The organism is Holophagales bacterium (assembly GCA_016719485.1).
Classification (GTDB): domain Bacteria; phylum Acidobacteriota; class Thermoanaerobaculia; order UBA5066; family UBA5066; genus UBA5066.
This window is the reverse complement of record JADJZB010000030.1, coordinates 262,339-285,749: the sequence shown is the minus strand read 5'-3', so window position 1 is coordinate 285,749 and position 23,411 is coordinate 262,339. Positions and strand designations below refer to the sequence as shown.

Sequence of the window (23,411 nt, the reverse complement as noted above, 5' to 3'; positions counted from 1 at the left end):
AGTCCGCGCGAGCGGTCGCCGTGAACAGTCCGCTCGGGCGGACGGTCCGGCTCGAGCTCCCTGCCCACGCGGCGGGCGAGCGGCCGCGTACGCTCCCGCTGCCGGCGGTCGTCGTCCTCGGCCGGTCGAACGTCGGCAAGTCGAGCCTCCTGAACGCCGTCCTCGCGACGAAGGTGGCCCGCGTGTCGCAGACCCCCGGCCGCACCCAGGCGCTCCACTGGTACCGGGTCGACGACGCCTTCCACGTCATCGACTGCCCCGGCTACGGCTACGCGAAGACGGCCCGCGAGTCGCGCGAGCGCTTTGCCGGGCAGATCGAGGAGCTCCTCACCGGCGAACGCCGGCCCGACCTCGCCCTCCTCCTCGTCGACAGCCGGCTCGCCCCGCAGGAATCGGACCGCTCCATGGCCCTCTTCCTGCGGACCGCGGGGGTCCCGACCGTCGTCGCGGCGACGAAGTGGGACGCCGTCAAGTCGTCCCAGAGGTTCCGGCAGCTCCGGGCCCTCGCGGCCGAGTTCGAGGATCCCGAACGCCCCCTCCTGCCCGTTTCGTCCGAAACAGGCGAAAATCTGCCCACCCTAGGCCGTCTTCTCAAGGACCGGCTCATCGGAAGGACCCGGACGGGTGCCGCTCCCGCGGCGCCGCAGGGTCTGCCACAAAAGGAGTCCTGATGCCACGCCGCAAGGTCCCCGGCACCGACTACGCCACCCCGGCGATCGACCTCAACGAGCTTCCGAACGACCTGGAAGAGCCCGTGTCGCCGGACGTCGACGACCAGCCGATGCTCGACATCCGGACGCTGCACAACACCCCGATGCCGCAGCTCCTGAAGATCGCGGCCGAGCTCGAGGTCGAAGGAGCGCCCGCCCTGCGCAAGCAGGAGCTCATCTTCAAGGTGCTGCAGGCGCAGACCGAGCGGGCGGGGCTCATCTTCTCGGAAGGGGTCCTCGAGGTCCTCCCGGACGGCTTCGGCTTCCTCCGGGCGCCCGAGTACAACTACCTCGCCGGGCCGGACGACATCTACGTCTCGCCTTCCCAGATCCGCAAGTTCGGCCTCAGGACGGGCGACACGATCTCGGGGCAGATCCGTCCGCCGAAGGAGGGGGAGCGCTACTTCGCCCTCATCAAGGTCGAGGCGGTCAACTTCGAGCACCCCGACATCGCGCGGGAGAAGATCCTCTTCGACAACCTGACGCCCCTCTACCCGCAGGAGCGGATCCGGCTCGAGACGGCGAACATGTCGTCGCGCGTCCTCGACCTGATCGCCCCGGTCGGCAAGGGACAGCGCGGCCTCATCGTCGCCCCGCCGCGGACCGGCAAGACGATGCTCCTGCAGGCGCTGGCGAACTCGATCACGACGAACCACCCCGAGGTCACGCTCATCGTCCTCCTCATCGACGAGCGGCCCGAGGAGGTCACCGACATGCAGCGGTCGGTGAAGGGCGAGGTCATCAGCTCGACGTTCGACGAGCCGGCGACGCGCCACGTCCAGGTGGCCGAGATGGTCATCGAGAAGGCCAAGCGCCTCGTCGAGCACAAGCGCGACGTCGTCATCCTCCTCGACTCGATCACGCGCCTCGCCCGCGCCTACAACACGACCTGCCCGCCGTCGGGCAAGGTCCTCTCCGGCGGTGTCGACGCGAACGCGCTCCAGAAGCCGAAGCGCTTCTTCGGCGCGGCGCGCAACGTCGAGGAGGGGGGCTCGCTGACGATCATGGCCACGGCCCTCATCGACACCGGCTCGCGGATGGACGACGTGATCTTCGAGGAGTTCAAGGGGACGGGCAACATGGAGATCCACCTGGATCGCCGGCTCGTCGACCGCCGGGTCTTCCCGTCCATCGACATCAACAAGTCGGGGACGAGGAAGGAAGAGCTCCTCATCGAGAAGGGCGAGCTCAACCGGATCTGGATCCTCCGCAAGGTGCTCACCCCGCTCTCGACGGTCGAGTCGATGGAGCTCCTCCTCGAGAGGCTCGAGAAGTCGAAGACGAACCAGGAGTTCCTGGGGTCGATGTCGGCGGGGTGAGGCAATGAGTCGGGGGGGACCCTGGCCCGGGCCGCGCCGTCCCCCCCCCCCCCCCGGCGCGCCGCCCCGCCGCCGCTCCCAGCGCCGCTTGAGGCCGAGAATCGAGAGGAAGAACGACGCGAGGAGGCCGTGTGCCCCGAGGACGAGCAGCAGGGCGCCCGGGATCATCCTTCGCATCGAGACGGAGTAGTCGAGGTAGTTGAAGACGGAGGCGGCCCAGTCGGCGACGACGGTGGCGCAGAGGCCGGCTCCGGCCAGGAGGAGGATCGTGCTCGCCACGAGCCCGGTCTCGAGCGTGACGACCCGGAAGGCCCGGGCGAGGCGCGGGTCCTCCGGCAGGAACCCCTCGGTGATGGCGAAGACCTTCGCGAAGACGGCGAACGTGAGCGCCTCGACCCCGGTCAGGACCATGACGGCCGCCCCGAGCATCGCGTGGACGTCGAGCGTCGCCGCGCCGACGTGACGGGGGCCGGGGTAGAGCCACGCGAGGAGCCCCGTGCCGAGGAGGACGAGAAGGAGGCCGGGCCAGAGATAGAGCCACCGGGGCGAGTACATCAGGAGGAAACGCAGGTGTCTCCAGCCGTCCCTCCACGTGCGCAGGTGCGGCGGCCGCGACCGGCCGTCCTTGCGGAGCGTCACCGGGATCTCGCCGATGCGCAGGCCGAAGAGCGTCGCCTTGACGACCATCTCGCTCGCGAACTCCATCCCCGTCGTCCTGAGGCCGATGCGGTCGATCGCCTCCTTGCGGAAGCCGCGGATGCCGCAGTGGAAGTCCGAGATCGGGACGCGGAAGAAGAGGCGCCCGAGGAAGGAGAGGACGGGGTTCCCGAGCCAGCGGTGAAGCGGCGGCATGGCGCCCGGCTCGATCCGGCCCTGGAAGCGCGAGCCCATGACGAGGTCGTGCCCCTCCTCGAGCCTGGCGACGAAGGCGGGGACGTCGCCGAAGTCGTAGGAGTCGTCCGCGTCTCCCATGACGACGTGGCGCCCCCTCGCCGCGGCGATGCCGCCGAGGAGCGCGGCGCCGTAACCCCGTTCGGGGACGGAGACGACCCGCGCGCCGGCCCGTACGGCGATCTCCTGCGAGCCGTCGGTCGAACCGTTGTCGGCGACGAGGACCTCTCCGGCGAGCCCCGAGGCGGTGAGCGTGTCGACGGCTCGCCGAACACAGCGTTCGAGCGTCTCGGCCTCGTTCAGGCACGGCATCAGGACCGAGACGAGAAGGGGCGGCGCGTCCACGCCGGCATTGTCGCCCGAGTCCGTCCGGGATCCGCCGTCGTAAGATCGTCGTGGCCATGACGCCTGCCATACCCGTCTCCGTCGTCGACTTCGTGAACGCCTGGCCCGTCACCTGGGGCTTCCTCAAGGGGGCGGTCGAGGGATTCCTCCCGATCAGCGACCTCCCGTCCTCGTGCGCGGAGCGGCTCGCCCGCGGCGAGGTGCAGGCCGGCATCATCCCGTCCATCGAGGCGGCGCGAATCCCCGGGATCCGGATCGTCCGTGGCGTGGGCATCGCGGCGTACGACCGGGTCCGGAGCGTCCTGCTGGTGTCCCGGGTCCCGTTTCCCGAGATCCGGAGCGTCGCGCTCGACTCCAGCTCGCGATCCTCGGCGGCGATGGTGCGGGTCCTCCTCGCGGACCTCTACGGCATCGTCCCCGAATACCACCGCGCCGTGCCCGACCTGCCGCGGATGCTCGCGGCGGCGGATGCCGCGCTCCTCATCGGAGACCCGGCGCTCGTCACCGACGTGTCGGCGTACCACGTCCTCGATCTCGCCCAGGGGTGGAACCGGCTCACGGGCCTGCCCCTCGTGACCGCCGTCTGGGCCGTCCGGCGGGACGTCGACCCCGAGCCGTTCCTCTGGTCGCGCGACTACGCCCGGCACCGGACGAGCGAGATTCTCGACGCCTCCGTGGCGCGGACGGGGCTCGACCGGAGGCTCCTCGGGGAGTACCTCGAGCGGGACCTCCACCACGACCTCGACGCCGACGACGAGCGCGGCCTCGCCGAGTTCTACCGCCGGGCCGCGGCGCACGGACTCATCACGTCGCCCGACCTTCCGCCCTTCGCGGGCGTGCCGCTCGTCCCGAGGTCCTTCTCCTGATGCTGGCCGGCGCACCCGGCGGATTCCTCGCCAACCCTCCGGTCCCGGGCCTCGGGGGCTCGCCCCGCGTATCCGCGATCCTCGACCGTGCCGTCGCCGGCGCCCGCATCACGCCGGCCGAGGCGCTCGTCCTCTTCGAGGAGGCGCCGCTCCTCGAGCTGGGCGCGGCCGCGGCCGCGGTCCGGCGCCGGATGCACCCGGGTCTCACGGCGACGTACCAGGTCGACCGGAACATCAACTACACGAACGTCTGCATCTACCGCTGCAGCTTCTGTGCCTTCTACCGGAAAGCGGGCGACGAGGAGGCCTACGTCCTCCCCCTCGAGGAGATCGGCGCGAAGGTCGAGGAGACGCTCGCCCTCGGGGGGACCGGTGTCCTCCTGCAGGGAGGCGTCCACGCCGAGCTCCCGTTCTCCTTCTACGAGGAGCTCCTCTCGTTCCTGCGCGATCGCTACCCGCGCATCCACAGGCACGCCTTCTCGGCGCCGGAGATCTTCTTCCTCGCCAAGAAGGAGAAGATGCCGGTGGCCGACGTCCTCGTGCGGCTGCGCGACGCCGGCCTGATGTCGGTCCCCGGCGGCGGGGCGGAGGTCCTCGAGGACGGCGTGCGGAAGAGGATCTGGGCGCTCGCGAAGGCGCCGACCGAGAAGTGGGCCGAGGTCCACCGCGAGGCGCACCGTCTCGGGATGCCGACGACCGCGACGATGATGTTCGGCGTCGGGGAGACGTACGCCGAGCGGATCGCGCACCTCGCGGTCGTGAGGCGGATCCAGGACGCGTCGCTCTCCGAGGGCCGGGAGTCGTTCACGGCGTTCATCCCCTGGACCTTCCAGGACGAGAACACCGCGCTCGACGGCACGGTCGAGGTCTCGACCGGCCACGACTACCTCCGGACGCTGGCGCTTTCGCGCCTCTTCCTCGACAACGTCGCTCACCTGCAGGGCTCGTGGGTGACGCAGGGCAGGAAGATCGGGCAGGTCTCGCTCTTCTTCGGCGCCGACGACCTCGGCTCGATCATGATCGAGGAGAACGTCGTCGCCGCGGCCGGGGCCCACAACCGGATGACGAAAGCCGACATGGTCGCCCTCATCCGCGACGCCGGCTTCGTGCCCGCCCAGCGGGGCTCGGTCTACGACCGGTGCCACGCCCCCTGCTGCCGGCTCGAGGGACGGGAGGGCGCATGACCGTGGAGGAGCTGAAGGCGCTCTTCGACGGGGGCCGGGCCCCGTTCGTGCTGGACGTGAGGGAAGCGCTCGAGCTGCAGACCGCTCCGTTCCCGTTCGAGGTACACCACGTTCCGATGCGCGAGGTGCCGCAGCGGCTCGCCGAGATTCCGGCCGACGCCCAGGTCGTCGTGGCCTGCCGCAGCGGCAGCCGGAGCGCGACGGTGGTGCAGTTTCTCCGGAAGAACGGCATACCCGGGGCCTGCAACCTGGAGGGCGGGATCCTCGCGTGGGGCAGCCGGATCGACCCGTCCGTTCCCCGGTATTGAATCCCCCTGACTTTTGTAGAACAATTGCGAAGCGCGCAAAATCCCGGGAAACGGAAGGAGACCGCATGGCCTCAGAAACGGACAGGCTCCGCCAGACGGTGGAATCGCTCCTGAAGGGCGACAAGTCCCTGAACGAACGGGACGTCAAGGTCGCGGCCGGCAAGGCCCTGAAGATGAAGCCGGCCGACATCGGCGCCGGGATCATCCGGGAGGTGCGCCGGAAGATGGGGATCGACCGTCCGGCCGCGCTCGCGTGGGCCCGGAATCTCCTCGCGAAGGCCCCGACGACCGAGGCGCGCGTCGTCATCGAAAACGTGGCCGAGAAGTTCGGCATCCGGGTCGGCCCGCCCGACGTGACCCGGCTCCGCCCGAAGGAGTCCCGGCGCCCGCGGAAGAACGGGCGCAAGAAGGCTGCGAAGGTGCTGCAGCCCGAGGTGGTCGACGCTGCGCCGAAGAAGGGGCGCGGGAAGGCCTCCAGGGTGTCCGAACCGGCCGTCGTGCCGGGAGCGGCGAAGGGGGAGGTCTCGGTCACGTTCCAGGGGCGCGGCCTTCCGGAGGACCTGGCGCGGTTCTTCCTTTCACTCTCCAAGACGCTCTGACGGCCCCACCGGTTGACCGGCACGGTCGCCGACCTCATAATGCCCGCCCCTCCAGGTTGGGGGGTCGTCCAATGGTAGGACTGCAGACTCTGGATCTGCCTATCGGGGTTCGACTCCCTGCCCCCCAGCCATCCTGACGAAACTCGCCGCCCACGGGCGGCGTTTTCGTTCCGGCCGCCGCGACGAGGCGAGGCGGGTCAGGACGGAGGGGGCACGGCGACGAGGCGAAGGCGCCGGAGGAGCGGCTCCGCGATCAGCGCGGCGACGGTCGCGCCCGCGACGTCGGCGGCGACATCCGCAGGCTCCACGTCGCGGCCCGGCACGAAGGCCTGGTGGGCTTCGTCGCTGATTCCCCAGAGGAGCGCCCCGAGGATGAGCACGAGCGTCGTCCGGCGGCGCGGCCAGCCTTCGCCGCTGCGGGCGGCCCGGTAGGCGAGGAGCCCGAGGAGGAAGAACCACCCCGCGTGCGCGATCTTGTCGCTGGCGGGAAGTGAACGCAGGAGCGGCAGGGGCAGCTGGCTCCGGGACGAGAGCACCACCTGGATGACCAGCATCGCCAGGACGGGGGCCCAGAGGAGGAGCCTCCGCCCGGCGGGCGCTCTGACGTCCGGTTCCGCGGTCACCTTCGGGCCGTCAGGCCCCGCGTCCCTTCTTCTCGATCTTCGCCCACGTGTCGCGCAGCCCGACGGAGCGGTTGAAGACGGGCCTCCCGGGCCCCGAGTCGGGATCGACGGAGAAATACCCCAGGCGCTCGAACTGGAGGAACGCTCCGTGCGGCGCCGACGCGAGCGCCGGTTCGACGAATCCCTCTCTCACGAGGAGCGACTCGGGGTTGAGGTTCGAGAGGAAGTCCTTGCCCTCCGGGGCGTCGTCGGGGAGCTCGGTCGTGAAGAGGCGGTCGTAGAGACGCACCTCGGCCGCGACCGCGTGGGCCGCCGAGACCCAGTGGATCGTCCCCTTCACCTTGCGGGCGGCGCCCTCCTCCCCGCTCTTCGACGTCGGGTCGTACGTGCAGCGCAGCTCGACGGCCTCGCCGGAGGCGTTCTTCACGACCTCCTCGCACCGGATGATGAAGCCCCAGCGCAGGCGCACCTCCTGCCCCGGAGAGAGGCGGTGGTACTTCGGGGGCGGCACCTCGCGGAAGTCGTCCCGGTCGATCCAGAGCTCGCGGCCGAAGGCGACCTTGCGCGTCCCGGCGGACGGGTCCTCGGGGTTGTTGACCGCGTCGAGCTCGACGACCTCTCCCACGGGCCAGTTCGTCAGGACGACCTTGAGCGGGTCGAGGACCGCCATCCCGCGCGGGGCGCGACGGTTGAGGTCCTCCCTCAGGCAGTGCTCGAGGAGGGCGACGTCGACGAGGCTGTCGCGCTTGGCCAGGCCGATCCGGTCGGCGAAGTCGCGGATCGCCTCGGGCGTGTAGCCCCGGCGGCGCAGGCCCGCGATCGTCGGCATCCGCGGGTCGTCCCAGCCCTTGACCTGCCCGCCGGTGACGAGCTGGAGGAGCTTTCTCTTGGAGAGGAGCGTGTAGGTGATGGCGAGGCGCGCGAACTCGATCTGCCGGGGGCGGTTCTCGAGGCCGAGGGCGAGGAGGCACCAGTCGTAGAGGGGCCGGTGGTCCTCGAACTCGAGCGTGCAGAGGGAGTGGGTGATCCCCTCGATCCAGTCGGAGATCGCGTGGGCGTAGTCGTACATCGGGTAGATGCACCACGCGTCGCCCGTCCGGTGGTGGGTCGCCTTGCGGATCCGGTAGAGGGCCGGGTCGCGCAGGTTGATGTTCGGCGACGCCATGTCGATCTTCGCCCGCAGCGTCCGCGAGCCGTCGGGGAACTCCCCGGCGCGCATCCGGCGGAAGAGGTCGAGGCTCTCCTCGACGGGGCGGTCGCGGTACGGGCTGTTCTTCCCGGGCTCGGTCAGCGTGCCGCGCGTGGCGCGGACCTCGTCGGCGGTGAGGTCGCAGACGAAGGCCTTCCCGCGCCGGATCAGCTCCTCGGCGAAGTCGTAGATCCTGCCGAAGTAGTCCGAGGCGTAGAACATCCCGTGCCACTCGAAGCCGAGCCAGCGGACGTCCTCCTCGATGGCGTCGACGTACTCGACGTCCTCCTTGAGGGGGTTCGTGTCGTCGAAGCGGAGGTTGCAGGTGCCGCCGTACTCCTTCGCGACGCCGAAGTTCAGGCAGATCGACTTGGCGTGGCCGATGTGGAGGTAGCCGTTCGGCTCGGGCGGGAAGCGCGTGGCGACGGTCGTGTGCTTCCCCGTTCGGAGGTCGTCCTCGACGATCTCTCGGATGAAGTCCTTGCCGGGGGTCTCGGGGGCGGGGGTCTGCGTCTCTTCCATCGGTTGCCTCAGCTCGGGGCCTCTTCGATCTCGATTCTCGCCGCCAGCGCGAGGGCGCGCCGCCGGGTCGTCTCGAGACCGAGGACCTCGATCATCTCGAAGAGGGGAGGGGAGGCGAGGGTGCCGGTGAGGGCGAGGCGCACCGGCTGGGCGAGGTCGCCCAGCTTGACGCCCGCCTCGGCGGCGAGGGCGCGGGCGGCCTCCTCGATCGCGGCGTGGGAAAGGGACGGGAGGGCGGAAATCCGCTCGACGAAGGACCTGAGGAGCGGGGCGTTCGCAGCCTTGCCGAACTTCTTCATTCCCGCGGCGTCGTACTCGGCGGGGTCGTCCCCGTAGACGGAGAGGCCCGTCGCGAGCTCGACGAGGGTCTTCGCGCGCTGCTTCTGGAGCGGGAGCGCGCAGAGGAGCGTCTCGTCCGGGCAGCACGCCGTGGGAGGCCGAAGGGGCGCGCGAGCTCGAGGAGGCGCGCGTCGGGGACGTCCTGGAGGTACTGGCCGTTCAGCCAGGCGAGCTTCTCGTGGTCGAAGCGCGAGGGGGAGGGCCCGATCCTCTCGAGGGAGAAGAGCGAGGCCATCTCGTCCATCGTCATGCGTTCGCGGTCCTCGCCCGGCGACCAGCCGAGAAGCGCGAGGAAGTTGACGAGCGCCTCGGGGAGGAGCCCCTGGGCGCGGAACTCCTCGGCGCCGGCCGCGCCGTGCCGCTTCGAGAGCTTCTTGCCGTCGGCGCCGAGGATCATCCCGAGGTGCGCGAACTTCGGCGGCTCGGCGCCGAGGGCGGCGAAGAGGGCGACGTGCTTGGGCGTGTTCGGGAGGTGGTCGACGCCCCGCACGACGTGCGTGATCCGCATCTCCACGTCGTCGACGCAGACGGAGAAGTGGTAGAGCGGGTGGCCGTCGGAGCGCATCAGGACGAAGTCGTCGAGCGAGCCGGCCGGGAACTCGGCCCGGCCCTGGACGATGTCGTCGACGACGATCGCCTCGTCCGGCATCTTCAGCCGGATGACGAACGGCTCTCCCGCGGCGGCGCGGCGGTCCGACTCGGCCACCGGGATCTCGCGCCCCGCGCCGGAATACCGGAACGTCTCTCCGGCGGCGTCGGCCGCCTTGCGCGCGGCCTCGAGCTCCTCGGGGGTCTCGAAGGCGCGGTAGGCCTTCCCTTCGGCGAGGAGCCGGGCGGCCGCCTCGCGGTAGAGGCCGTACCTCTCGCTCTGGCGGAACGGGCCCTCGTCCCACGTCAGGCCGAGCCAGGTCATCGCCTCGAGGATCTGGTCGACGAGCTCGGGCTTGTTCCGGTCGACGTCGGTGTCCTCGATCCGGAGGATGAAGGTGCCGCCGTGGCGGCGCGCGAAGAGCCAGTTGTAGAGAGCGGTGCGGGCGCCGCCGACGTGGAGGGAGCCGGTGGGCGAGGGGGCGAAGCGGACGCGAGGGGCCGAAGTCATGGGCCCGTGATGATAACTGCCGGGGTCCGGCGGGCCCGTATCATCCGCCGGCCGTGAGCCCTTTGGACGTGCCGCGCCGCGAGGCGCTCCTCGCCGATTCCGCCCTCGTCGTCGTGACGGCGATCTGGGGCTCGACGTTCATCGTCAACGAACTCATCCTGAAGGAGACGCCGCCGCTCCTGTTCCTCGCCCTGCGCTACGGCGTGGCCGCGGGCATCCTCGTCTTCTTCGCCCGCGGCCGGCCCCGGACGCCGGGCCTCGTGAAGGACAGCGCGATCATCGGCCTCCTCCTCGCGGTCGGCATCGGCTGCCAGCTCGTCGGGCAGCTCTTCACGACCGCCTCCAAGGCCGCCTTCATCACGGGCCTCTCCGTTCCGCTCACGCCGGTCGCCGGGTGGCTGTTCTACCGGCAGAAGCCTTCGGGGTCGAACCTCGCCGGCCTGATCCTGGCCGCCGGGGGCTTCGGCCTGATGTCGTGGCCGACCGGGGCGACGGGGCTCGACCCGGGCGACCTGCTCGTCTTCCTGACGGCGCTCGTCTACGCGGTCGTCTTCGTGGAGATGGGCGTCGCCTCGCCGAAGCACGACGTGAGGGCCTACTCGGCGGGGCAGATCGTCTTCGCCTTCGCGGGGGTCCTCGTCGGCCGGCTTCTCCTGACTCCCTTCCTCGGGAGGACCGAGCCGTTCTTCGCGGCCGAGGCGCGGCCGCTCGAATTCACGCCGAAGCTCCTCCTGGCGATCCTCTGGATGGGGCTCGTCGCCTCGGTCGTCACGACGCTCGTGCAGACCTGGGCGCAGGCGCGGATGCCGGCCGTCCACGCGGCGGTCATCTTCGCCCTCGAGCCGGTCTTCACGGCGCTCTTCGCGGCGGTGACGCTGGGCGAGCGGCTCTCCGCCCGCGAGGCGTGGGGGGGCGGCCTCGTCCTCTTCGGCATCGTCGTCTCGGAGCTGCGCCTGAGAAGGTGAATCGCGAGGCGGGCAGCTCCGCCCGCCCCGCCCTTCCCTGTCGAGGGAGGCGCCGGAAGGCGCCGCGGGGAGGCTCGTGGCGAGCCTCCCCGATCCACTTCAGTCGAGGGCGAACGTCACGTTGTACGTGTACCCGCCGCGCCCGACGGCCAGGGCCAGTCCCGAGCGTCCGTAGCCGCGCTCGACGGCGCGGGCGGCGTCCTCGAGCGTCGCGACGCGCCGGCCGTTGACGCCCAGGAGGGCGTCGCCCCGCTCGAGCCCCTTCCGGTCGGCCGGGGACTCGCGCGCCACCGAGGTCAGCACGAGCCCGGTGCGAGCCGGCGCCACGGAGATGCCGATCTCCCGCCGGAGGATCTCGAGCCCGAGGTCCGACGGTACGCGCGCCGCCTTCATCGACGCGGTGCGGGAACGCTCGCCGCGCCGGGTCTCCAGCGTCAGCGGCGCTCCGGGCGCGACGGCGGAGAGAAGAGTGTCGAAGTCCTCCCGCGATTCCACGGGCCGTCCGTTCAGCGAGACGACGACGTCGCCCGGCTCCAGCCCCGCGTCCTCGGCGGGGGAAGAGGGATAGACGGACCTGATGCGCATGCCGAGGCCCCGGGCGCTCGGACGGGCCCGCTCGGCCGTCACGGTCGTTCCCCTCACGCCGATCCAGACGGGCTTGACCTCCCCGAAGCGGAGGAGGTCGTCGGCGATCCTGCGGACCCGCTCGACGGGGATCGCGAAGCCGATGGTGTTCGCCCCGCCGACGATCGCCGTGTTGATGCCGATCAGCTCGCCGACGACGTTGCAGAGGGCCCCCCCGGAGTTCCCCGGGTTGATTGCCGCGTCGGTCTGGATGAAGTCGGTGTAGGTACGCGAATCGCCCTTCACCGTCCGCTGGAGGGCGGAGACGATGCCGGTGGTGACGGTATTCGAGAGGCCGAAGGGGTTCCCCACGGCGATCGCCGTCTCGCCGATCATCAGGTCCGCGGTCGTGCCGAGACGCACCGGTTTCAGTCCCCGGCCGTCCACCTTCAGGACCGCGAGGTCGTTGTCGGCGTCGGCGCCGAGGAGCTCCGCCTCGAGCTCGCGGCCGTCCGCCGTCGTCACGAAGATCTTCGAGGCTCCGGATATGACGTGGTCGTTCGTCACGACGATCCCCGAGGCGTCGAGTACCACCCCGGAGCCGAGCGATTCGGACCGGCGCGCCCGGTCTCCCTGGGCGCCGAAGTAGTCGAGGGGGCTGGCCCGGCGCCGCACGAGCCGCTCGGCCGAGATGTTCACGACCGAGGGGCCGATCTGCTCGACGGCGCGGACGATGGGACTGCGGCGAGGGTCCTCGGCCCCGCGACGGAGGTCCGATTCGCCCCTCGGCGCATCCGCGTCTCTTCGCTGGGCGGATGCGGACGGTGCGGTGGCGAGGAGGACGGCGACGACGGGGAGGAGAAGGTGTCTTGACATCTCGGAAATCAGCCTCAAAATAATGTTAGTAAAGTTGAATGGAGTTTTCAAGATTTTAACCCAAAGGCAGAGAAAGGCGATCCAGGCGATGGTAGAGGTGAGTTCGAACCCGGGCGGCGAGCGAAGCGCTGCCGAACTGGCAGGCCTTCTCGGCCTCTCGCGAGAATCGGTCCACCAGCTCCTGGCCCCGTACGTTCGAGCGGGGCTCCTCGTGGCCGTCCGAGGCCGAACGGGGGGATACCGGGCGGGGCAGAACCTCTCCGCAACGCCCCTCGCGGCCGTCCTGGCTCCCTTCGCCGGGCCCTCGCCGGACTCGGAAGCCGTCGAGGGCCGGGCCGGCCTGGACCGCCTCGTCGATGCCCTGGAAGCGGAGGCCGCCGGCGCGCGCCTCGCCGTCTATCAACGCCTCACGGTCGGCGAGCTGGTCCGGCGCGTGCGCGCCGAGCGCGAAGCCCTCGACTGGGAGATCTGAGCCGGGAACCCCGGAACCAAGGAGGCCGCCATGCGGATCGCGTCCGACATCACGAAGCTCATCGGAAACACCCCCCTCGTCCGCCTCAACCGGATGGCGAAGGACTCGGCGCCGGGAGCGGTCGTCGCCGCCAAGCTGGAGTACTTCAACCCGGCCAACTCGGTGAAGGACCGGATCGGCGTCGCGATGATCGAGGCCCTCGAACGGGACGGGAAGATCACCCCCGGCCGGACCGTCCTCGTCGAGCCGACCTCGGGAAACACCGGCATCGGCCTCGCCTTCGCGGCGGCCGCGAAGGGGTACCGGCTGATCCTGACGATGCCGGAGTCCATGTCGCTCGAGCGGCGCAAGGTCCTGCGCCTCCTCGGCGCCGAGCTCGTCCTGACGCCGGCGGCGCAGGGGATGAAGGGCGCCATCGCGAAGGCGGGCGAGATCCTCGCCGGTCTCGGCAGCGACGGCGCGATGCCGCAGCAGTTCGAGAATCCCGCGAACCCCGCCGTCCACGAGGCGACGACCGCGGTCGAGCTCTGGAACGACACCGACGGGGCGATGGACGTCTTCGTCGCCGGGGTCGGCACGGGCGGGACGATGACGGGTGTCGGCCGCTTCTGGAAGCCGAAGAAGCCGGCCGTCAGGCTCGTCGCCGTCGAGCCGGTCCACTCGCCGGTCCTCTCGGGCGGAGCGCCGGGACCTCACCGTATCCAGGGAATCGGGGCCGGCTTCGTGCCGAAGAACCTCGAGACCCAGCTCGTCGACGAGGTCGTGCAGGTGACGAACGACCAGGCGTTCGAGTACGCCCGCCGCCTGGCGAAGGAGGAAGGGATCCTCGCGGGAATCTCCTCGGGAGCGGCGGCCTTCGCGGCCCTCGAGGTCGCCAGGCGCCCCGACAGCGCGGGGAAGCTCATCGTCTTCGTCATCCCGTCCACGTCGGAGAGGTACATCTCGACGGACCTCTTCAAGGAAGACGAGCCCCCGGCCGGAACGGTCATCTGAAGACAGGGAGCGGAGGCCTCGGGCCTCCGCTCCCTTCCGCCCCGGCGGCCTACTTCACGTCGGTCGGCGCGGCGCCGGCGGCGCGGATCCGGATGCTCTTCGGCGCCGCCTCTTCTCTCTTCGGGAGCTCGACGACGAGGAGACCGTTGAGGAACGTCGCCGAGATGGCCTCGTCGGCGACGTTCGCCGGCAGGCGGAACGACCGCGAGAAGCGGCCGTAGCTGCGCTCCACGCAGTGGTAGCGCGCTTCGTCGGCCTCCTTCTGGAAACGCCGCTCGCCGTCGAGCGTGAGGACGCCGTCCTCGAACCGGAGGTGGATCTGGTCCTCGGTGAAGCCGGGAAGCTCGGCAGTGAGGACGATCCGGTCCTTCCTCTCGAGGACGTCGACGGGAGGCGTCCAGGTGGCGGCGAGGGCCTCGTCCTCGCGCCGTGAGGTGCCCGCGAGCGTGTCGTCGAAGATCCGGTTCATCCGCTCCTGGAGGCCCGCGAGCTCGCGGAAGGGGTCGTAGCGTCGCACGGCGGTCATGGCGTCCTCCTCCTCTGTGCGTCCCTCAGGCCGCCGGGGCGGCGGGAGGGGTCGAGATCGTGAAGGCGACGCCTTTGCCCGCGGCGTCGGCGTCGAGGGAGACGGTCGCCCCGCCCGGCACCGCGCCTTCGAGGAGGCGGAGGGCGAGCGGGTCCTGGACGAGCTTCTGGATGTTCCGCTTGAGGGGGCGCGCGCCGTAGACGGGGTCGAAAGCCCGCTCGGCGAGGAGGCGGCGGGCGCCTTCGGTCCACGCGAGCGTCACGCCGCGGGGCGCCAGGAGCGCAGCGACACGCCGGAGCTGGATGTCGACGATCCGGGCGATCTCGTCCGGGCCCAGCCTGCGGAAGACGATGATGTCGTCGATCCGGTTCAGGAACTCGGGGCGGAAGCGCTGGCGCAGCTCGGCTTCGACGCCCTTCTGCATCTCGGACTCGTCCACGTCCTGCAACGCCTGGATGAGCTGCGACCCGACGTTCGAGGTCATGACGACGACGACGTTGCGGAAGTCGACGGCGCGCCCTTTCCCGTCGGTGAGGCGACCGTCGTCGAGGACCTGCAGGAGCGTCGACCAGACGTCGGGGTGGGCCTTCTCGATCTCGTCGAAGAGGACCACCGAGTAGGGCCGGCGCCGGACCGCCTCGGTCAGCTGGCCGCCCTCGTCGTGCCCGATGTAGCCGGGAGGCGCGCCGATCATCCTCGAGACCGTGTGCTTCTCCTGGTACTCCGACATGTCGAGCCGCACCATCGCGCTCTCGTCGTCGAAGAGCTGCTCGGCGAGGGCGCGCGCGAGCTCGGTCTTGCCGACGCCCGTCGGGCCGAGGAAGAGGAACGAGCCGATCGGCTTCTTCGGGTCGTTCATCCCGGCCCGCGCGCGCAGGACGGCGGCGGAGACGGCCGCGACCGCCTCGTCCTGGCCGATCACGCGGAGCCGGAGCCGCTCCTCCATCGCGAGGAGCTTCTTCGTTTCCCCCTCGACCATCTTCGAGACGGGGATGCCCGTCCAGCGGGAGACGACCGCGGCGACGTCCTCCTCCTCGACCTTCTCGCGGAGGAACCCGCCGCCCTTCTGCAGCTCCTCGAGGCTCGCCGTCGCCGCGGAAAGGTCGCGATCCAGCTGGTTGAGGACGCCGTAGCGCAGCTCGGCCGCACGGCTCAGGTCGCCCTGGCGCTCCGCCCGCTCCGCGTCGGCCTTGCCGTCCTCGATCCGCTTCTTCAGGTCCCGGATCCTGCCGATGGCGTCCTTCTCGTTCTTCCAGACGGTCTTCATCGAGAGCGACTTCTCGCGCAGCTCGGAGAGCGACCTCTCGATGACGGCGAGGCGCTCGCGGGCCCGGACGGAGTCGTCCTTCTCGAGCGCCTTCTTCTCGATCTCGGCCTGGAGCGTCCTGCGCTCCACCTCGTCGATCTCCGTCGGGAGCGAGTCGATCTCCATCTTCAGGCGCGAGGCCGCCTCGTCGACGAGGTCGATCGCCTTGTCGGGGAGGAAACGGTCGGCGATGTAGCGGTTCGAGAGGACGGCGGCGGCGACGAGCGCGGCGTCGGTGATCTTCACGCCGTGGTGGACCTCGTAGCGCTCCTGCAGGCCGCGCAGGATCGAGATCGTGTCCTCGACCGAAGGCTCGCCGACGAGGACCGGCTGGAAGCGGCGCTCGAGGGCGGGGTCCTTCTCGACGTGCTTGCGGTACTCGCCGAGCGTCGTGGCGCCGATGGCCCGCAGCTCGCCGCGCGCCAGGGCCGGCTTGAGCATGTTCCCGGCGTCCATCGCCCCTTCGGCGGCGCCGGCGCCGACGAGCGTGTGGAGCTCGTCGATGAAGAGGATGACCTTCCCCTCCGACTCCTCCACCTCCTTGATGACGGCCTTCAGCCGCTCCTCGAACTCCCCGCGGAACTTCGCCCCGGCCACCATCGCGCCGAGGTCGAGCGCGACGACCTGCTTGTCCCTGAGGCTCTCCGGCACGTCGCCCGAGGCGATGCGCCGCGCGAGCCCTTCGACGACGGCCGTCTTGCCGACGCCGGGGTCGCCGATGAGGACCGGGTTGTTCTTCGTCCGTCGCGTCAGGACCTGCATGACGCGGCGGATCTCGTCGTCGCGTCCGATGACCGGATCGAGCTTCCCGCGGCGGGCGAGCTCGGTCAGGTCCCGCGCGTAGCGCTTCAGCGCCTGGTACTTCTCTTCGGCGTTCGGGTCGTCGACGCGAGCGCTCCCGCGGACCTCCTTGAGGGCGGCCAGGAGGGACGCCTCGGACACGCCATTGCGCTTCAGGACCTCGGCCGCCCTCGACGTCCCGTCGCGCAGGAGGGCGAGGAGGAGGTGCTCCAGGGCGACGTACTCGTCGCGGAACTCCCGGGCCGTTTCGTCCGCCCGGTCGAGCACCTTGACGAGCGTCGCGGAATAGCGCGTCTCGGAACCGGCTCCCTGGGCCTTCGGGAGGCGCGAGAGGAGGGCGGCCAGCTCGGTCGAGACGAGGCCGATGGGAACGCCGACACGCGTCAGGAGCGGAACGCCGACCGAGGGCTCGGCGACGAGCGCGGCCGCCAGGTGCTCCGGCGTCACTTCCGGGTGCCCGGACGACCGTGCCCCGCGTGCCACCGCCTGGAGCAGCTCCTGGACCTTGAGAGTGAGCCGATCGGGGTTCATGACGACATCCTCCGACGCGGAATCGTGATATCTGCGTGTTGCGTTGTCAAGTCAAATCTTACATGGATGATGTAGGCAAAGCTGCTCATTAGTCGGCCTCACCCGTTCGGGGGATGCGGAGCAGCTGAGGGAACGGCTACCTTTCGTCCAGATGATTCTCGTCCGGAATCGAAACGGCACTCTCTACTTCCTCGCCCGGGAGGGAGTCGATGCGCTCGACGCCCTTCGGAAGGCATACCCGGGGCGGCCGCTGGCCGTTCTCAAGAACGGGGACGGCCTCTCGATCCTCCGCGTCGGCGACCCGAAGCCAACGGCCGCTGGCGAGGCTGGCGAGGCGCTCGCCATCGTGAACCTCGTGCTCCCCCCGGCCCCGGTGGCCTTCTCCTTTCGCGGCTAGCAGGAGGGCGTCACTCTCCTCCAGACAGAAGCCCGCGAAGCCGGGCGTGCTCGGCCTTGAGGCTTTCGTCGAGGATCGAGGGGAGCCGCCAGTCGCGGCGGGCCCGGACGATGCCTTTCCGGGCGGTTGCGACGTCCCGGCCGGAGAGGGTTGAGCGGACGGCGAGGGGTCGGACCGCCTCCTCGAGCCCTCCGAGGTACTCGGACATCCGGTCGATGAGCGCCGCCGTTCCGGGTTCTCCGTAGCCGGGATAGACGACGCGCGGACCGAGCCGTTTCAGGGAGGCGAGTGCCCTTCTCCAGGCGCCCAGATCCGAGCCACCGGTGACCGGGTGAACACGGTTCCAGACGAGCCCGCCGGCGAACAGCTCGCCCGTCTCGAGAACGAACACCACCGTGCCCGGAGGAGTCCCGGCCGCGCCCGCCTCGAAGAGACGGAGGGTGTACCCCTCGAACCCGAGGTTGAGGCTGCCGGTGAACGTGTTCGTGACGCGGGGGGGCGTCCGCGGCAGAGCGGCGAAAGGGATGCCGGCCCTGAGCAGCCGTTCCCGAACGCGGGGGAACGACGTCTCGAGCGTGGACGCCGTCGACCGCGCGCCCCAGACGCGGGTTCCGGGGGCGACGAGGGGAACGAGGCCCCAGCTCCGCTCTGCCTGCCCGCTGGTCAGGATGGCCGCGCCGAGGGGCAGCGCCCCCGCCGCACCCATCGCGGCCTTGAGCGCCTCGGCCTCTGACGCGAGGAAGGGGGCGTCGACGAGAACGCTTCCTCGGTCGGTCCGGAACCAGTAAGAGCTCGCAAACCGGGACGCCTCGCCGCTCGCGAAGGCTCGCACCGTCGGTCCGGCCCCGAACGCGAGGGGAGACGACGCGGCCGCCGCGAGGAAGAGAAGGATGCGAGCAAGGCGCATTCGGTTACCGTCGTCCAAGAATACCGCGAGGCGGCCTTCTATGATCGGGACGTGACGAGCGACACGAGCCCGCGGGGACGGCCGAATGCGACCGGCAGGAGGCTGCGGCTCGATCTCGCCTACCTCGGAACGTTCTACGAGGGCTGGCAGGCCCAGGACGTCGTCCGGGACGGAGGCTCGGCGCCCCGAACCCTGCAGGCGACGGTGGAGGAGGTCCTGACCCGTATGCACGGCCTGCCGATGCGGGTCCACGCCGCGAGCCGGACCGACTCCGGCGTTCACGCGGACGGGCAGGTGGCTCACGTCGACATCCCTCCAGGCGCGCCGGTCATCCCGGCCGAGGGCCTCCGGCGCGGCCTGAACGCGCTTCTTCCGTGGGACGTCCGCGTGGTCGCGACCGCGGAGATGGACGCCTGCTGGCACGCGCGGTTCGACGCCCTCGGCAAGCGCTACGTCTATCGCCTGCGGCGCGGGACCTACCTCCCCCCGTTCGAAGGCCTCCGCGAGACGCTCGCCTCGCCCCGGCTCGACGTGCGGGCCATGCGCACGGCGGCGGAGCGCCTCGTCGGCCGGAACGACTTCGCGCCTTTCGGTCTCGCGGGCTCGCCCCGAAAGACCACGGTCCGAACGCTCGTCCGGCTCGACGTCGAGGAAGAGGGGCCGCTCCTGGTCGTGACGGCCGTGGGCAACGGCTTCCTCCGCGGGATGGTGCGGCGTCTCGTGGGCACCCTTCTCGAAGCCGGGCTGGGCCGGATGGACCCGCGCGACGCGCGGGAGCAGCCGGGCCCGACGGCGCCGGCCCGTGGGCTCACCCTTGCCAACGTGTTCTATCCGGCAGGGTAAGATCGGAAATTCAGCCGGTCCGGGCGACGCCCGGCCGGACCTCTGCGCATGATCGACAAGAACCTCGTCGCCGCGCCCGGCTCTCCCGACCGCGCCCTCCTGGACGCGCTGGACCTGGCCCGGCTGCCCCGGCACGTCGCCGTCATCATGGACGGGAACGGACGGTGGGCGAAGCAGCGCCACCTCCCTCGCGTGGAAGGGCACCGCGCGGGAGCGGCAGCCGTGCGGGACACGGTCGAGACGGCCGCGCGCCTCGGACTCGACGCCCTCACCCTGTACGCCTTCTCGACCGAGAACTGGAAGAGGCCCAAGACCGAGGTTTCGACCCTCTTCACGCTCCTGAAGGAGTACCTGCGCAGGGAGCTGCGGACCCTGGCCGAGAACGACATCCGCTTCCGCGTCGTGGGGCGTGCCGAGGGCCTCGACGGCTCCGTCCGGTCGGCGCTCGACCTGGCGCTGGAGGCGACGGCCGGATGCCGGGGCATGGTCTTCAGCGTCGCCCTGAACTACTCGGGGCGCGCGGAGATCGCCGACGCCGCCAGAAGCCTGGCACGTGACGCCGTCGCGGGCCGCCTCGATCCCGAGTCGATCGACGAGGACGCCGTCTCCCGGCGGCTCTACACCTCCGACCTCCCCGACCCCGACCTCCTGATCCGGACCAGCGGCGAGATGCGGATCTCGAACTTCCTCCTCTGGCAGATCGCCTACGCCGAGATCCACGTCACCCCCGTCCTCTGGCCCGATTTCCGGTGCCGCCACTTCCTGGAGGCCCTCGTCGACTACCAGCGTCGCGAGCGGCGCTACGGCGGCGTGTCCGAGGCCGACGAGGCAGGAGCCCCGCCGGCTCCGGCGGCGCTCGAAGCGTGAAGCGGACCCGCGAGCTGACGGCGGCGGTTCTCATGCCGCTCGTCCTCTCCCTTCTCGTGTGGGGTCCGTTCTGGAGCTGGGCCCTCCTGGTCGGCCTCGCCTGTGGCGCGGCCCTCTGGGAGTTCCAAGGGCTGGTGGCCGCGTCGGGCTGGATGGCGCCGCGCGCCCTGAGCCTCGTCCTTTTCGCCGCGATCCTCGCCGGCGCCTTTCTCGGCTCGGCGCCTCTCCTCGTCGCGGCGGCGGGCGCGGTTCTCGTCGCCCTGCCCACGGCCGTCCTGTTCGCCGCGCCGAAGGAGCCCATCTGGCTCGGCTCGGCCGCAGCGACGTCGTTCGCGACGCTCTACGTCGGGGCCGGGGGTGCGGCGATCGTGGCGCTGAGGGGTATCGGCTGGGAGACGGTCGTCTTCCTCCTCGGCATCGTCTGGGCCGGTGACTCGGCGGCCTACTACGTCGGGACGAAGCTCGGACGCCGGAGGCTCGCCCCCGTCGTCAGCCCGAAGAAGAGCTGGGAAGGGTTCTGGGGGCAGGTCGTCGCCGGGGCCGTCTTCGGGGCGGTTCTCGCGCTCGCCCTGCCGCGGGTTCCGGGCACGCCGGCAGTCGCCGCGGCGGCAGGCGCCCTCCTCGGCGCCGTCATGTCCGTCGTCGCCGTGGTCGGCGACCTCGTGGAGTCGACCTTCAAGAGGAGCTGCGCCGTGAAGGACTCCGGAGGCCTGCTTCCGGGCCACGGCGGACTCCTCGACCGGCTCGATTCCCTCCTCTACGCCTCACCCGTTCTCTACGGGATCCTCCATCTCCTCCCGGAGCTTCGCCCCAGATGAACGCCCCGCGCAACGTCGCCCTTCTCGGCGCCACCGGTTCCATCGGCCGGTCGGCGCTCTCCGTGTTCGAGGCTTTCCCCGACCGCTTCCGCGTCGTCTCGATGTCGGCCGGCACGAATCTCGACGTGCTTCTGCCGGCCATCGCCCGCTTCCGCCCGGCGGTCGTCTCCGTGAAGGAACGCGTCGACGCGGACCGCGTCCGCAGGGAGTTCCCCGGCGTGCGCGTGGGCTGGGGCCAGCAGGGGATCGTCGACGTCGCGACCCTTCCGGAGGTGGACGTCGTCCTGGGCGGCGTCGTCGGCGCGGCGGGGCTGCCGCCGGCCTACGAGGCGGTGAAGCTCGGCAAGACGCTCGCGCTCGCGAACAAGGAGGTCCTCGTCGTCGCGGGCGAGGCGGTGATGGCCGCGGCGGCCGCCTCCGGCGCGGCGGTCCTCCCGGTCGACTCGGAGCACTGCGCTCTCCACCAGGCGCTGCGCTGCGGGCGCCCCTCCGAGGTCGAGCGGCTCGTCCTGACGGCCTCCGGCGGCCCGTTCCGTACGCGGGCGCTCGAGACCTTCGACGCGATCACGATCGAAGACGCCCTCGCGCACCCGACCTGGAAGATGGGGCCGAAGATCACGATCGACTCGGCCACCATGATGAACAAGGGCCTCGAGGTCATCGAAGCGCGCTGGCTCTTCGACGTGCCGCCCGAGCGCCTCGGCGTCGTCATCCACCCGCAGTCGATCATCCACTCGATGGTGGAGTGGGTGGACGGATCGGTCATCGCGCAGATCTCGCCGAACGACATGCGCTTCCCGATCCTCTACGCGCTCACGTATCCCGAGCGTGTCCCGACACCGCTCCCGAAGCTCGACCTCGCCGCACTCGGGAAGCTCGAGCTCGAGCCGCTCGACGAGAGGCGCTACCCGGCGGTGCCGCTCGCCTACGCCGCGCTGCGCGCCGGAGGGACGGCCCCGGCCGTCCTGAACGCCGCCAACGAGGTCGCGGTCGCCGCGTTCCTCGAGGGGCGCATTCCCTACCGCTCCCTCGTCGCCGTCGTGGAGAAGGTGCTCGCGGGGCACCGGCCTTCTCCGGCCACGTCCCTCGACGCCGTCCTCGACGCCGATCGCGAGGCGCGCCTCAGGGCCGCCGAGCTCGTCTCTCCTGGCGCGCCTCTTGCTCTTACGGGAACCGTCGCGCCGTCTCCGGCGTAGTTAAAGGGCCGCATGCAGATCTCTACGAACATCCTCGCCTTCATCTTCGTCCTCTCGTTCCTGATCTTCTTCCACGAGTTCGGGCACTTCCTGGTGGCGAAGTTCTTCAAGTTCCCGATCGAGGTCTTCTCGATCGGTTTCGGCAAGCGTCTCTTCGGCTTCAAGCGGAACGGAACGGACTACCGGATCTCGCTCGTCCCGCTCGGCGGCTACGTGAAGATCGTCGGCCTCGGGCCCGACGAGAGCGACGTCGTGGCGGGCGAAGACGCCCCTCCCGCGATGCGCGGAACGCGGTGGCAGCGGTTCCTCGTCATGCTCGCGGGACCGATGGTGAACCTGGTCCTCGCCCTCCTCCTGACCGCGGGGGCGTTCGCGATCGGCATCACGGTGCCGAGGTATGCCGACGAGAAGCCGGTCGTCAAGCACGTCGACACGGGCAGTCCGGCCGAGAAGGCGGGCGTGCGGGTCGACGACGTCGTCGTCGCGCTCTCCGGCAAGCCGGTGACGACCTGGCGCGAGGTGGAGACGCACCTGGGCATGGCACCGCGGGCCGAGATCCCGGTCGTCCTCGAGAGGGCGGGGGAGAAGGTCGACGTCGTCATCCGCCCGGAGCCGCAGACGAAATACGACATCGGCTACACCGGCCTCAATCCCTTCCTCGCCCCGGTGATCGGGAGCCTCGTCAAGGGTTATCCCGGCGAGAAGGCGGGCCTCCAGGTCGGCGACCGGATCGTCTCGATCGGCGGTGTCGCGATCGAGGGCTACTTCGAGGTCGTCCGCCGCGTCCGGGAAGCCTCGGCGGCGTTCGGCACGGACGGCGCGAAGCCGATTCCGTTCGTCATCGAAAGGGGCGGCCAGCGCCTCGCTTTCGAGGTGACGCCGCGGCTCGAGGGGGGCTCGTGGAGGATCGGCTTCACGCCGAAGTACGAGCTCGTGAAGCGGAAGCTGCCCTTCCTCGCGGCGATCGGCGCCTCGTGGACGGAGAACCTGCGGCAGACGGCCGCCGTCGGGCAGACGGTCAAGCGGATGGTCTCGGGCTCCGGCTCGATCCGCCAGCTTTCCGGCCCGGTCGACATCGCGAAGTTCTCCGGGGAGGCCGTTCGCACCGGCCTGGCGGCCCTGCTCGGGTTCATGGGCCTCCTCTCCCTCCAGCTCGGCCTCCTGAACCTCCTGCCGATCCCGCTCCTGGACGGAGGGCAGCTCTTCCTCCTGACGCTCGAGGGAATCGTCCGCCGGGACTTCTCCATCAAGCTGAAGGAGCGGCTCCTCCAGGCGGGCTTCGTCTTCCTCGTCCTCCTGATGGTCTCGGTCCTCGCCTTCGACATCGCGAAGAACCTGGGCTTCTAGAAGAACGA

23 protein-coding genes, 1 tRNA gene and 1 pseudogene are annotated in these 23,411 nt (G+C 70.6%); 16 read left to right on the top strand and 9 right to left on the bottom strand.

Annotation, left to right across the window (positions count from 1 at the left end):
* Positions 1 to 20: 20 nt before the first annotated feature.
* A complete protein-coding gene (gene ysxC / locus IPN03_22895) occupies positions 21 to 671 on the top strand; it encodes a ribosome biogenesis GTP-binding protein YsxC (protein MBK9376486.1) in 651 nt (216 codons plus the stop codon).
* Positions 672 to 781: 110 nt separating this feature from the next.
* Positions 782 to 2,029, top strand: coding sequence for a transcription termination factor Rho (gene rho / locus IPN03_22890; GenBank protein ID MBK9376485.1), 1,248 nt, complete (start codon positions 782 to 784; stop codon positions 2,027 to 2,029).
* Positions 2,030 to 2,110: 81 nt separating this feature from the next.
* Here the strand turns inward: rho and IPN03_22885 are convergent.
* Positions 2,111 to 3,232 (bottom strand): annotated as a pseudogene (locus IPN03_22885) (glycosyltransferase).
* A gap of 89 nt (positions 3,233 to 3,321) precedes the next feature.
* Here IPN03_22885 and IPN03_22880 point away from each other — a divergent pair.
* From IPN03_22880 to IPN03_22860, 5 genes are all read left to right on the top strand, one after another.
* The gene (locus IPN03_22880; protein ID MBK9376484.1) at positions 3,322 to 4,131 is read left to right on the top strand and encodes a menaquinone biosynthesis protein; all 810 of its coding nucleotides are present in this window, start codon (positions 3,322 to 3,324) and stop codon (positions 4,129 to 4,131) included.
* Positions 4,131 to 5,315: a dehypoxanthine futalosine cyclase gene (gene mqnC, locus IPN03_22875; GenBank protein ID MBK9376483.1), complete on the top strand. Its 1,185-nt coding sequence runs from the start codon at positions 4,131 to 4,133 to the stop codon at positions 5,313 to 5,315. The genes IPN03_22880 and mqnC overlap by 1 nt, the downstream gene beginning before the upstream one ends.
* Entirely contained in the window at positions 5,312 to 5,623 is a 312-nt protein-coding gene (locus tag IPN03_22870) for a sulfurtransferase (protein MBK9376482.1), read from the top strand. Before mqnC ends, IPN03_22870 begins: the two co-directional genes overlap by 4 nt.
* A gap of 65 nt (positions 5,624 to 5,688) precedes the next feature.
* Positions 5,689 to 6,222, top strand: coding sequence for a hypothetical protein (locus IPN03_22865; GenBank protein ID MBK9376481.1), 534 nt, complete (start codon positions 5,689 to 5,691; stop codon positions 6,220 to 6,222).
* A gap of 57 nt (positions 6,223 to 6,279) precedes the next feature.
* Positions 6,280 to 6,353 (top strand) — tRNA-Gln (locus IPN03_22860).
* A gap of 66 nt (positions 6,354 to 6,419) precedes the next feature.
* Here the strand turns inward: IPN03_22860 and vanZ are convergent.
* From vanZ to IPN03_22840, 4 genes are read right to left on the bottom strand one after another with little or no spacing between them, the layout of a single operon-like run.
* On the bottom strand, positions 6,420 to 6,845 hold the full coding sequence (gene vanZ / locus IPN03_22855) for a VanZ family protein (GenBank protein MBK9376480.1): 426 nt from the start codon (positions 6,843 to 6,845) through the stop codon (positions 6,420 to 6,422).
* Between the two features lie 10 nt (positions 6,846 to 6,855).
* Positions 6,856 to 8,556 carry a glutamine--tRNA ligase/YqeY domain fusion protein gene (locus tag IPN03_22850; protein ID MBK9376479.1) on the bottom strand — a complete coding sequence of 567 codons (1,701 nt, stop codon included), beginning with the start codon at positions 8,554 to 8,556 and terminating at the stop codon, positions 6,856 to 6,858.
* Positions 8,557 to 8,564: 8 nt separating this feature from the next.
* Positions 8,565 to 8,855 (bottom strand): hypothetical protein, encoded by a 291-nt coding sequence (locus IPN03_22845; GenBank protein MBK9376478.1) that lies wholly within the window; start codon positions 8,853 to 8,855, stop codon positions 8,565 to 8,567.
* Positions 8,852 to 9,994 carry a glutamate--tRNA ligase gene (locus IPN03_22840; protein MBK9376477.1) on the bottom strand — a complete coding sequence of 381 codons (1,143 nt, stop codon included), beginning with the start codon at positions 9,992 to 9,994 and terminating at the stop codon, positions 8,852 to 8,854. Before IPN03_22840 ends, IPN03_22845 begins: the two co-directional genes overlap by 4 nt.
* Before the next feature lie 53 nt (positions 9,995 to 10,047).
* On the opposite strand from IPN03_22840, the gene IPN03_22835 reads away from it, so the two are divergent.
* Entirely contained in the window at positions 10,048 to 10,959 is a 912-nt protein-coding gene (locus IPN03_22835; protein ID MBK9376476.1) for a DMT family transporter, read from the top strand.
* 99 nt (positions 10,960 to 11,058) lie between these two features.
* Here the strand turns inward: IPN03_22835 and IPN03_22830 are convergent, their stop codons facing one another.
* Positions 11,059 to 12,399, bottom strand: a complete 1,341-nt coding sequence (locus IPN03_22830) for a trypsin-like peptidase domain-containing protein (GenBank protein ID MBK9376475.1) — start codon at positions 12,397 to 12,399, stop codon at positions 11,059 to 11,061.
* 88 nt (positions 12,400 to 12,487) lie between these two features.
* Here IPN03_22830 and IPN03_22825 point away from each other — a divergent pair, with 88 nt between their 5' ends.
* Both IPN03_22825 and cysK read left to right on the top strand, forming a co-directional pair.
* Positions 12,488 to 12,871, top strand: a complete 384-nt coding sequence (locus tag IPN03_22825) for an Rrf2 family transcriptional regulator (GenBank protein ID MBK9376474.1) — start codon at positions 12,488 to 12,490, stop codon at positions 12,869 to 12,871.
* Between the two features lie 30 nt (positions 12,872 to 12,901).
* On the top strand, positions 12,902 to 13,864 hold the full coding sequence (gene cysK / locus IPN03_22820) for a cysteine synthase A (protein ID MBK9376473.1): 963 nt from the start codon (positions 12,902 to 12,904) through the stop codon (positions 13,862 to 13,864).
* A 49-nt stretch (positions 13,865 to 13,913) separates the two neighbouring features.
* Here the strand turns inward: cysK and IPN03_22815 are convergent, their stop codons facing one another.
* A complete protein-coding gene (locus IPN03_22815; protein MBK9376472.1) occupies positions 13,914 to 14,390 on the bottom strand; it encodes an Hsp20/alpha crystallin family protein in 477 nt (158 codons plus the stop codon).
* 25 nt (positions 14,391 to 14,415) lie between these two features.
* On the bottom strand, positions 14,416 to 17,028 hold the full coding sequence (gene clpB / locus IPN03_22810; GenBank protein ID MBK9376471.1) for an ATP-dependent chaperone ClpB: 2,613 nt from the start codon (positions 17,026 to 17,028) through the stop codon (positions 14,416 to 14,418).
* 151 nt (positions 17,029 to 17,179) lie between these two features.
* Between clpB and IPN03_22805 the strand changes: the two genes are divergently transcribed.
* Positions 17,180 to 17,425 (top strand): hypothetical protein, encoded by a 246-nt coding sequence (locus IPN03_22805; protein ID MBK9376470.1) that lies wholly within the window; start codon positions 17,180 to 17,182, stop codon positions 17,423 to 17,425.
* Positions 17,426 to 17,435: 10 nt separating this feature from the next.
* Here IPN03_22805 and IPN03_22800 read toward each other — a convergent pair whose 3' ends face one another.
* Complete coding sequence (locus tag IPN03_22800) at positions 17,436 to 18,332, bottom strand: hypothetical protein (protein MBK9376469.1); 897 nt, start codon at positions 18,330 to 18,332, stop codon at positions 17,436 to 17,438.
* A 51-nt stretch (positions 18,333 to 18,383) separates the two neighbouring features.
* Between IPN03_22800 and IPN03_22795 the strand changes: the two genes are divergently transcribed.
* Genes IPN03_22795 through rseP form a run of 5 tightly spaced genes read left to right on the top strand, consistent with a single transcriptional unit; the run spans position 18,384 to position 23,403 of the window.
* Positions 18,384 to 19,175 (top strand): tRNA pseudouridine synthase A, encoded by a 792-nt coding sequence (locus IPN03_22795; protein ID MBK9376468.1) that lies wholly within the window; start codon positions 18,384 to 18,386, stop codon positions 19,173 to 19,175.
* A 48-nt stretch (positions 19,176 to 19,223) separates the two neighbouring features.
* Positions 19,224 to 20,042, top strand: coding sequence for an isoprenyl transferase (locus IPN03_22790; GenBank protein ID MBK9376467.1), 819 nt, complete (start codon positions 19,224 to 19,226; stop codon positions 20,040 to 20,042).
* Positions 20,039 to 20,860, top strand: a complete 822-nt coding sequence (locus IPN03_22785) for a phosphatidate cytidylyltransferase (GenBank protein ID MBK9376466.1) — start codon at positions 20,039 to 20,041, stop codon at positions 20,858 to 20,860. The genes IPN03_22790 and IPN03_22785 overlap by 4 nt, the downstream gene beginning before the upstream one ends.
* The gene (locus IPN03_22780) at positions 20,857 to 22,056 is read left to right on the top strand and encodes a 1-deoxy-D-xylulose-5-phosphate reductoisomerase (protein ID MBK9376465.1); all 1,200 of its coding nucleotides are present in this window, start codon (positions 20,857 to 20,859) and stop codon (positions 22,054 to 22,056) included. Before IPN03_22785 ends, IPN03_22780 begins: the two co-directional genes overlap by 4 nt.
* A 12-nt stretch (positions 22,057 to 22,068) precedes the next feature.
* Complete coding sequence (gene rseP, locus IPN03_22775; GenBank protein ID MBK9376464.1) at positions 22,069 to 23,403, top strand: RIP metalloprotease RseP; 1,335 nt, start codon at positions 22,069 to 22,071, stop codon at positions 23,401 to 23,403.
* Positions 23,404 to 23,411 lie beyond the last annotated feature (8 nt).

Excerpts from the sequence above, each read along its gene's own strand:
- IPN03_22850 (MBK9376479.1), bottom strand. The coding sequence starts at position 8,556 with ATGGAAGAGACGCAGACCCCCGCCCCCGAGACCCCCGGCAAGGACTTC.
- IPN03_22815 (MBK9376472.1), bottom strand. The coding sequence starts at position 14,390 with ATGACCGCCGTGCGACGCTACGACCCCTTCCGCGAGCTCGCGGGCCTC.
- cysK (MBK9376473.1), top strand. The coding sequence starts at position 12,902 with ATGCGGATCGCGTCCGACATCACGAAGCTCATCGGAAACACCCCCCTC.
- IPN03_22870 (MBK9376482.1), top strand. The coding sequence starts at position 5,312 with ATGACCGTGGAGGAGCTGAAGGCGCTCTTCGACGGGGGCCGGGCCCCG.
- rseP (MBK9376464.1), top strand. The coding sequence starts at position 22,069 with ATGCAGATCTCTACGAACATCCTCGCCTTCATCTTCGTCCTCTCGTTC.
- clpB (MBK9376471.1), bottom strand. The coding sequence starts at position 17,028 with ATGAACCCCGATCGGCTCACTCTCAAGGTCCAGGAGCTGCTCCAGGCG.
- IPN03_22845 (MBK9376478.1), bottom strand. The coding sequence starts at position 8,855 with ATGAAGAAGTTCGGCAAGGCTGCGAACGCCCCGCTCCTCAGGTCCTTC.
- IPN03_22840 (MBK9376477.1), bottom strand. The coding sequence starts at position 9,994 with ATGACTTCGGCCCCTCGCGTCCGCTTCGCCCCCTCGCCCACCGGCTCC.
- IPN03_22830 (MBK9376475.1), bottom strand. The coding sequence starts at position 12,399 with ATGTCAAGACACCTTCTCCTCCCCGTCGTCGCCGTCCTCCTCGCCACC.
- IPN03_22865 (MBK9376481.1), top strand. The coding sequence starts at position 5,689 with ATGGCCTCAGAAACGGACAGGCTCCGCCAGACGGTGGAATCGCTCCTG.
- IPN03_22825 (MBK9376474.1), top strand. The coding sequence starts at position 12,488 with ATGGTAGAGGTGAGTTCGAACCCGGGCGGCGAGCGAAGCGCTGCCGAA.
- IPN03_22790 (MBK9376467.1), top strand. The coding sequence starts at position 19,224 with ATGATCGACAAGAACCTCGTCGCCGCGCCCGGCTCTCCCGACCGCGCC.
- IPN03_22780 (MBK9376465.1), top strand. The coding sequence starts at position 20,857 with ATGAACGCCCCGCGCAACGTCGCCCTTCTCGGCGCCACCGGTTCCATC.
- IPN03_22800 (MBK9376469.1), bottom strand. The coding sequence starts at position 18,332 with ATGCGCCTTGCTCGCATCCTTCTCTTCCTCGCGGCGGCCGCGTCGTCT.
- mqnC (MBK9376483.1), top strand. The coding sequence starts at position 4,131 with ATGCTGGCCGGCGCACCCGGCGGATTCCTCGCCAACCCTCCGGTCCCG.
- rho (MBK9376485.1), top strand. The coding sequence starts at position 782 with ATGCTCGACATCCGGACGCTGCACAACACCCCGATGCCGCAGCTCCTG.
- IPN03_22880 (MBK9376484.1), top strand. The coding sequence starts at position 3,322 with ATGACGCCTGCCATACCCGTCTCCGTCGTCGACTTCGTGAACGCCTGG.
- IPN03_22805 (MBK9376470.1), top strand. The coding sequence starts at position 17,180 with ATGATTCTCGTCCGGAATCGAAACGGCACTCTCTACTTCCTCGCCCGG.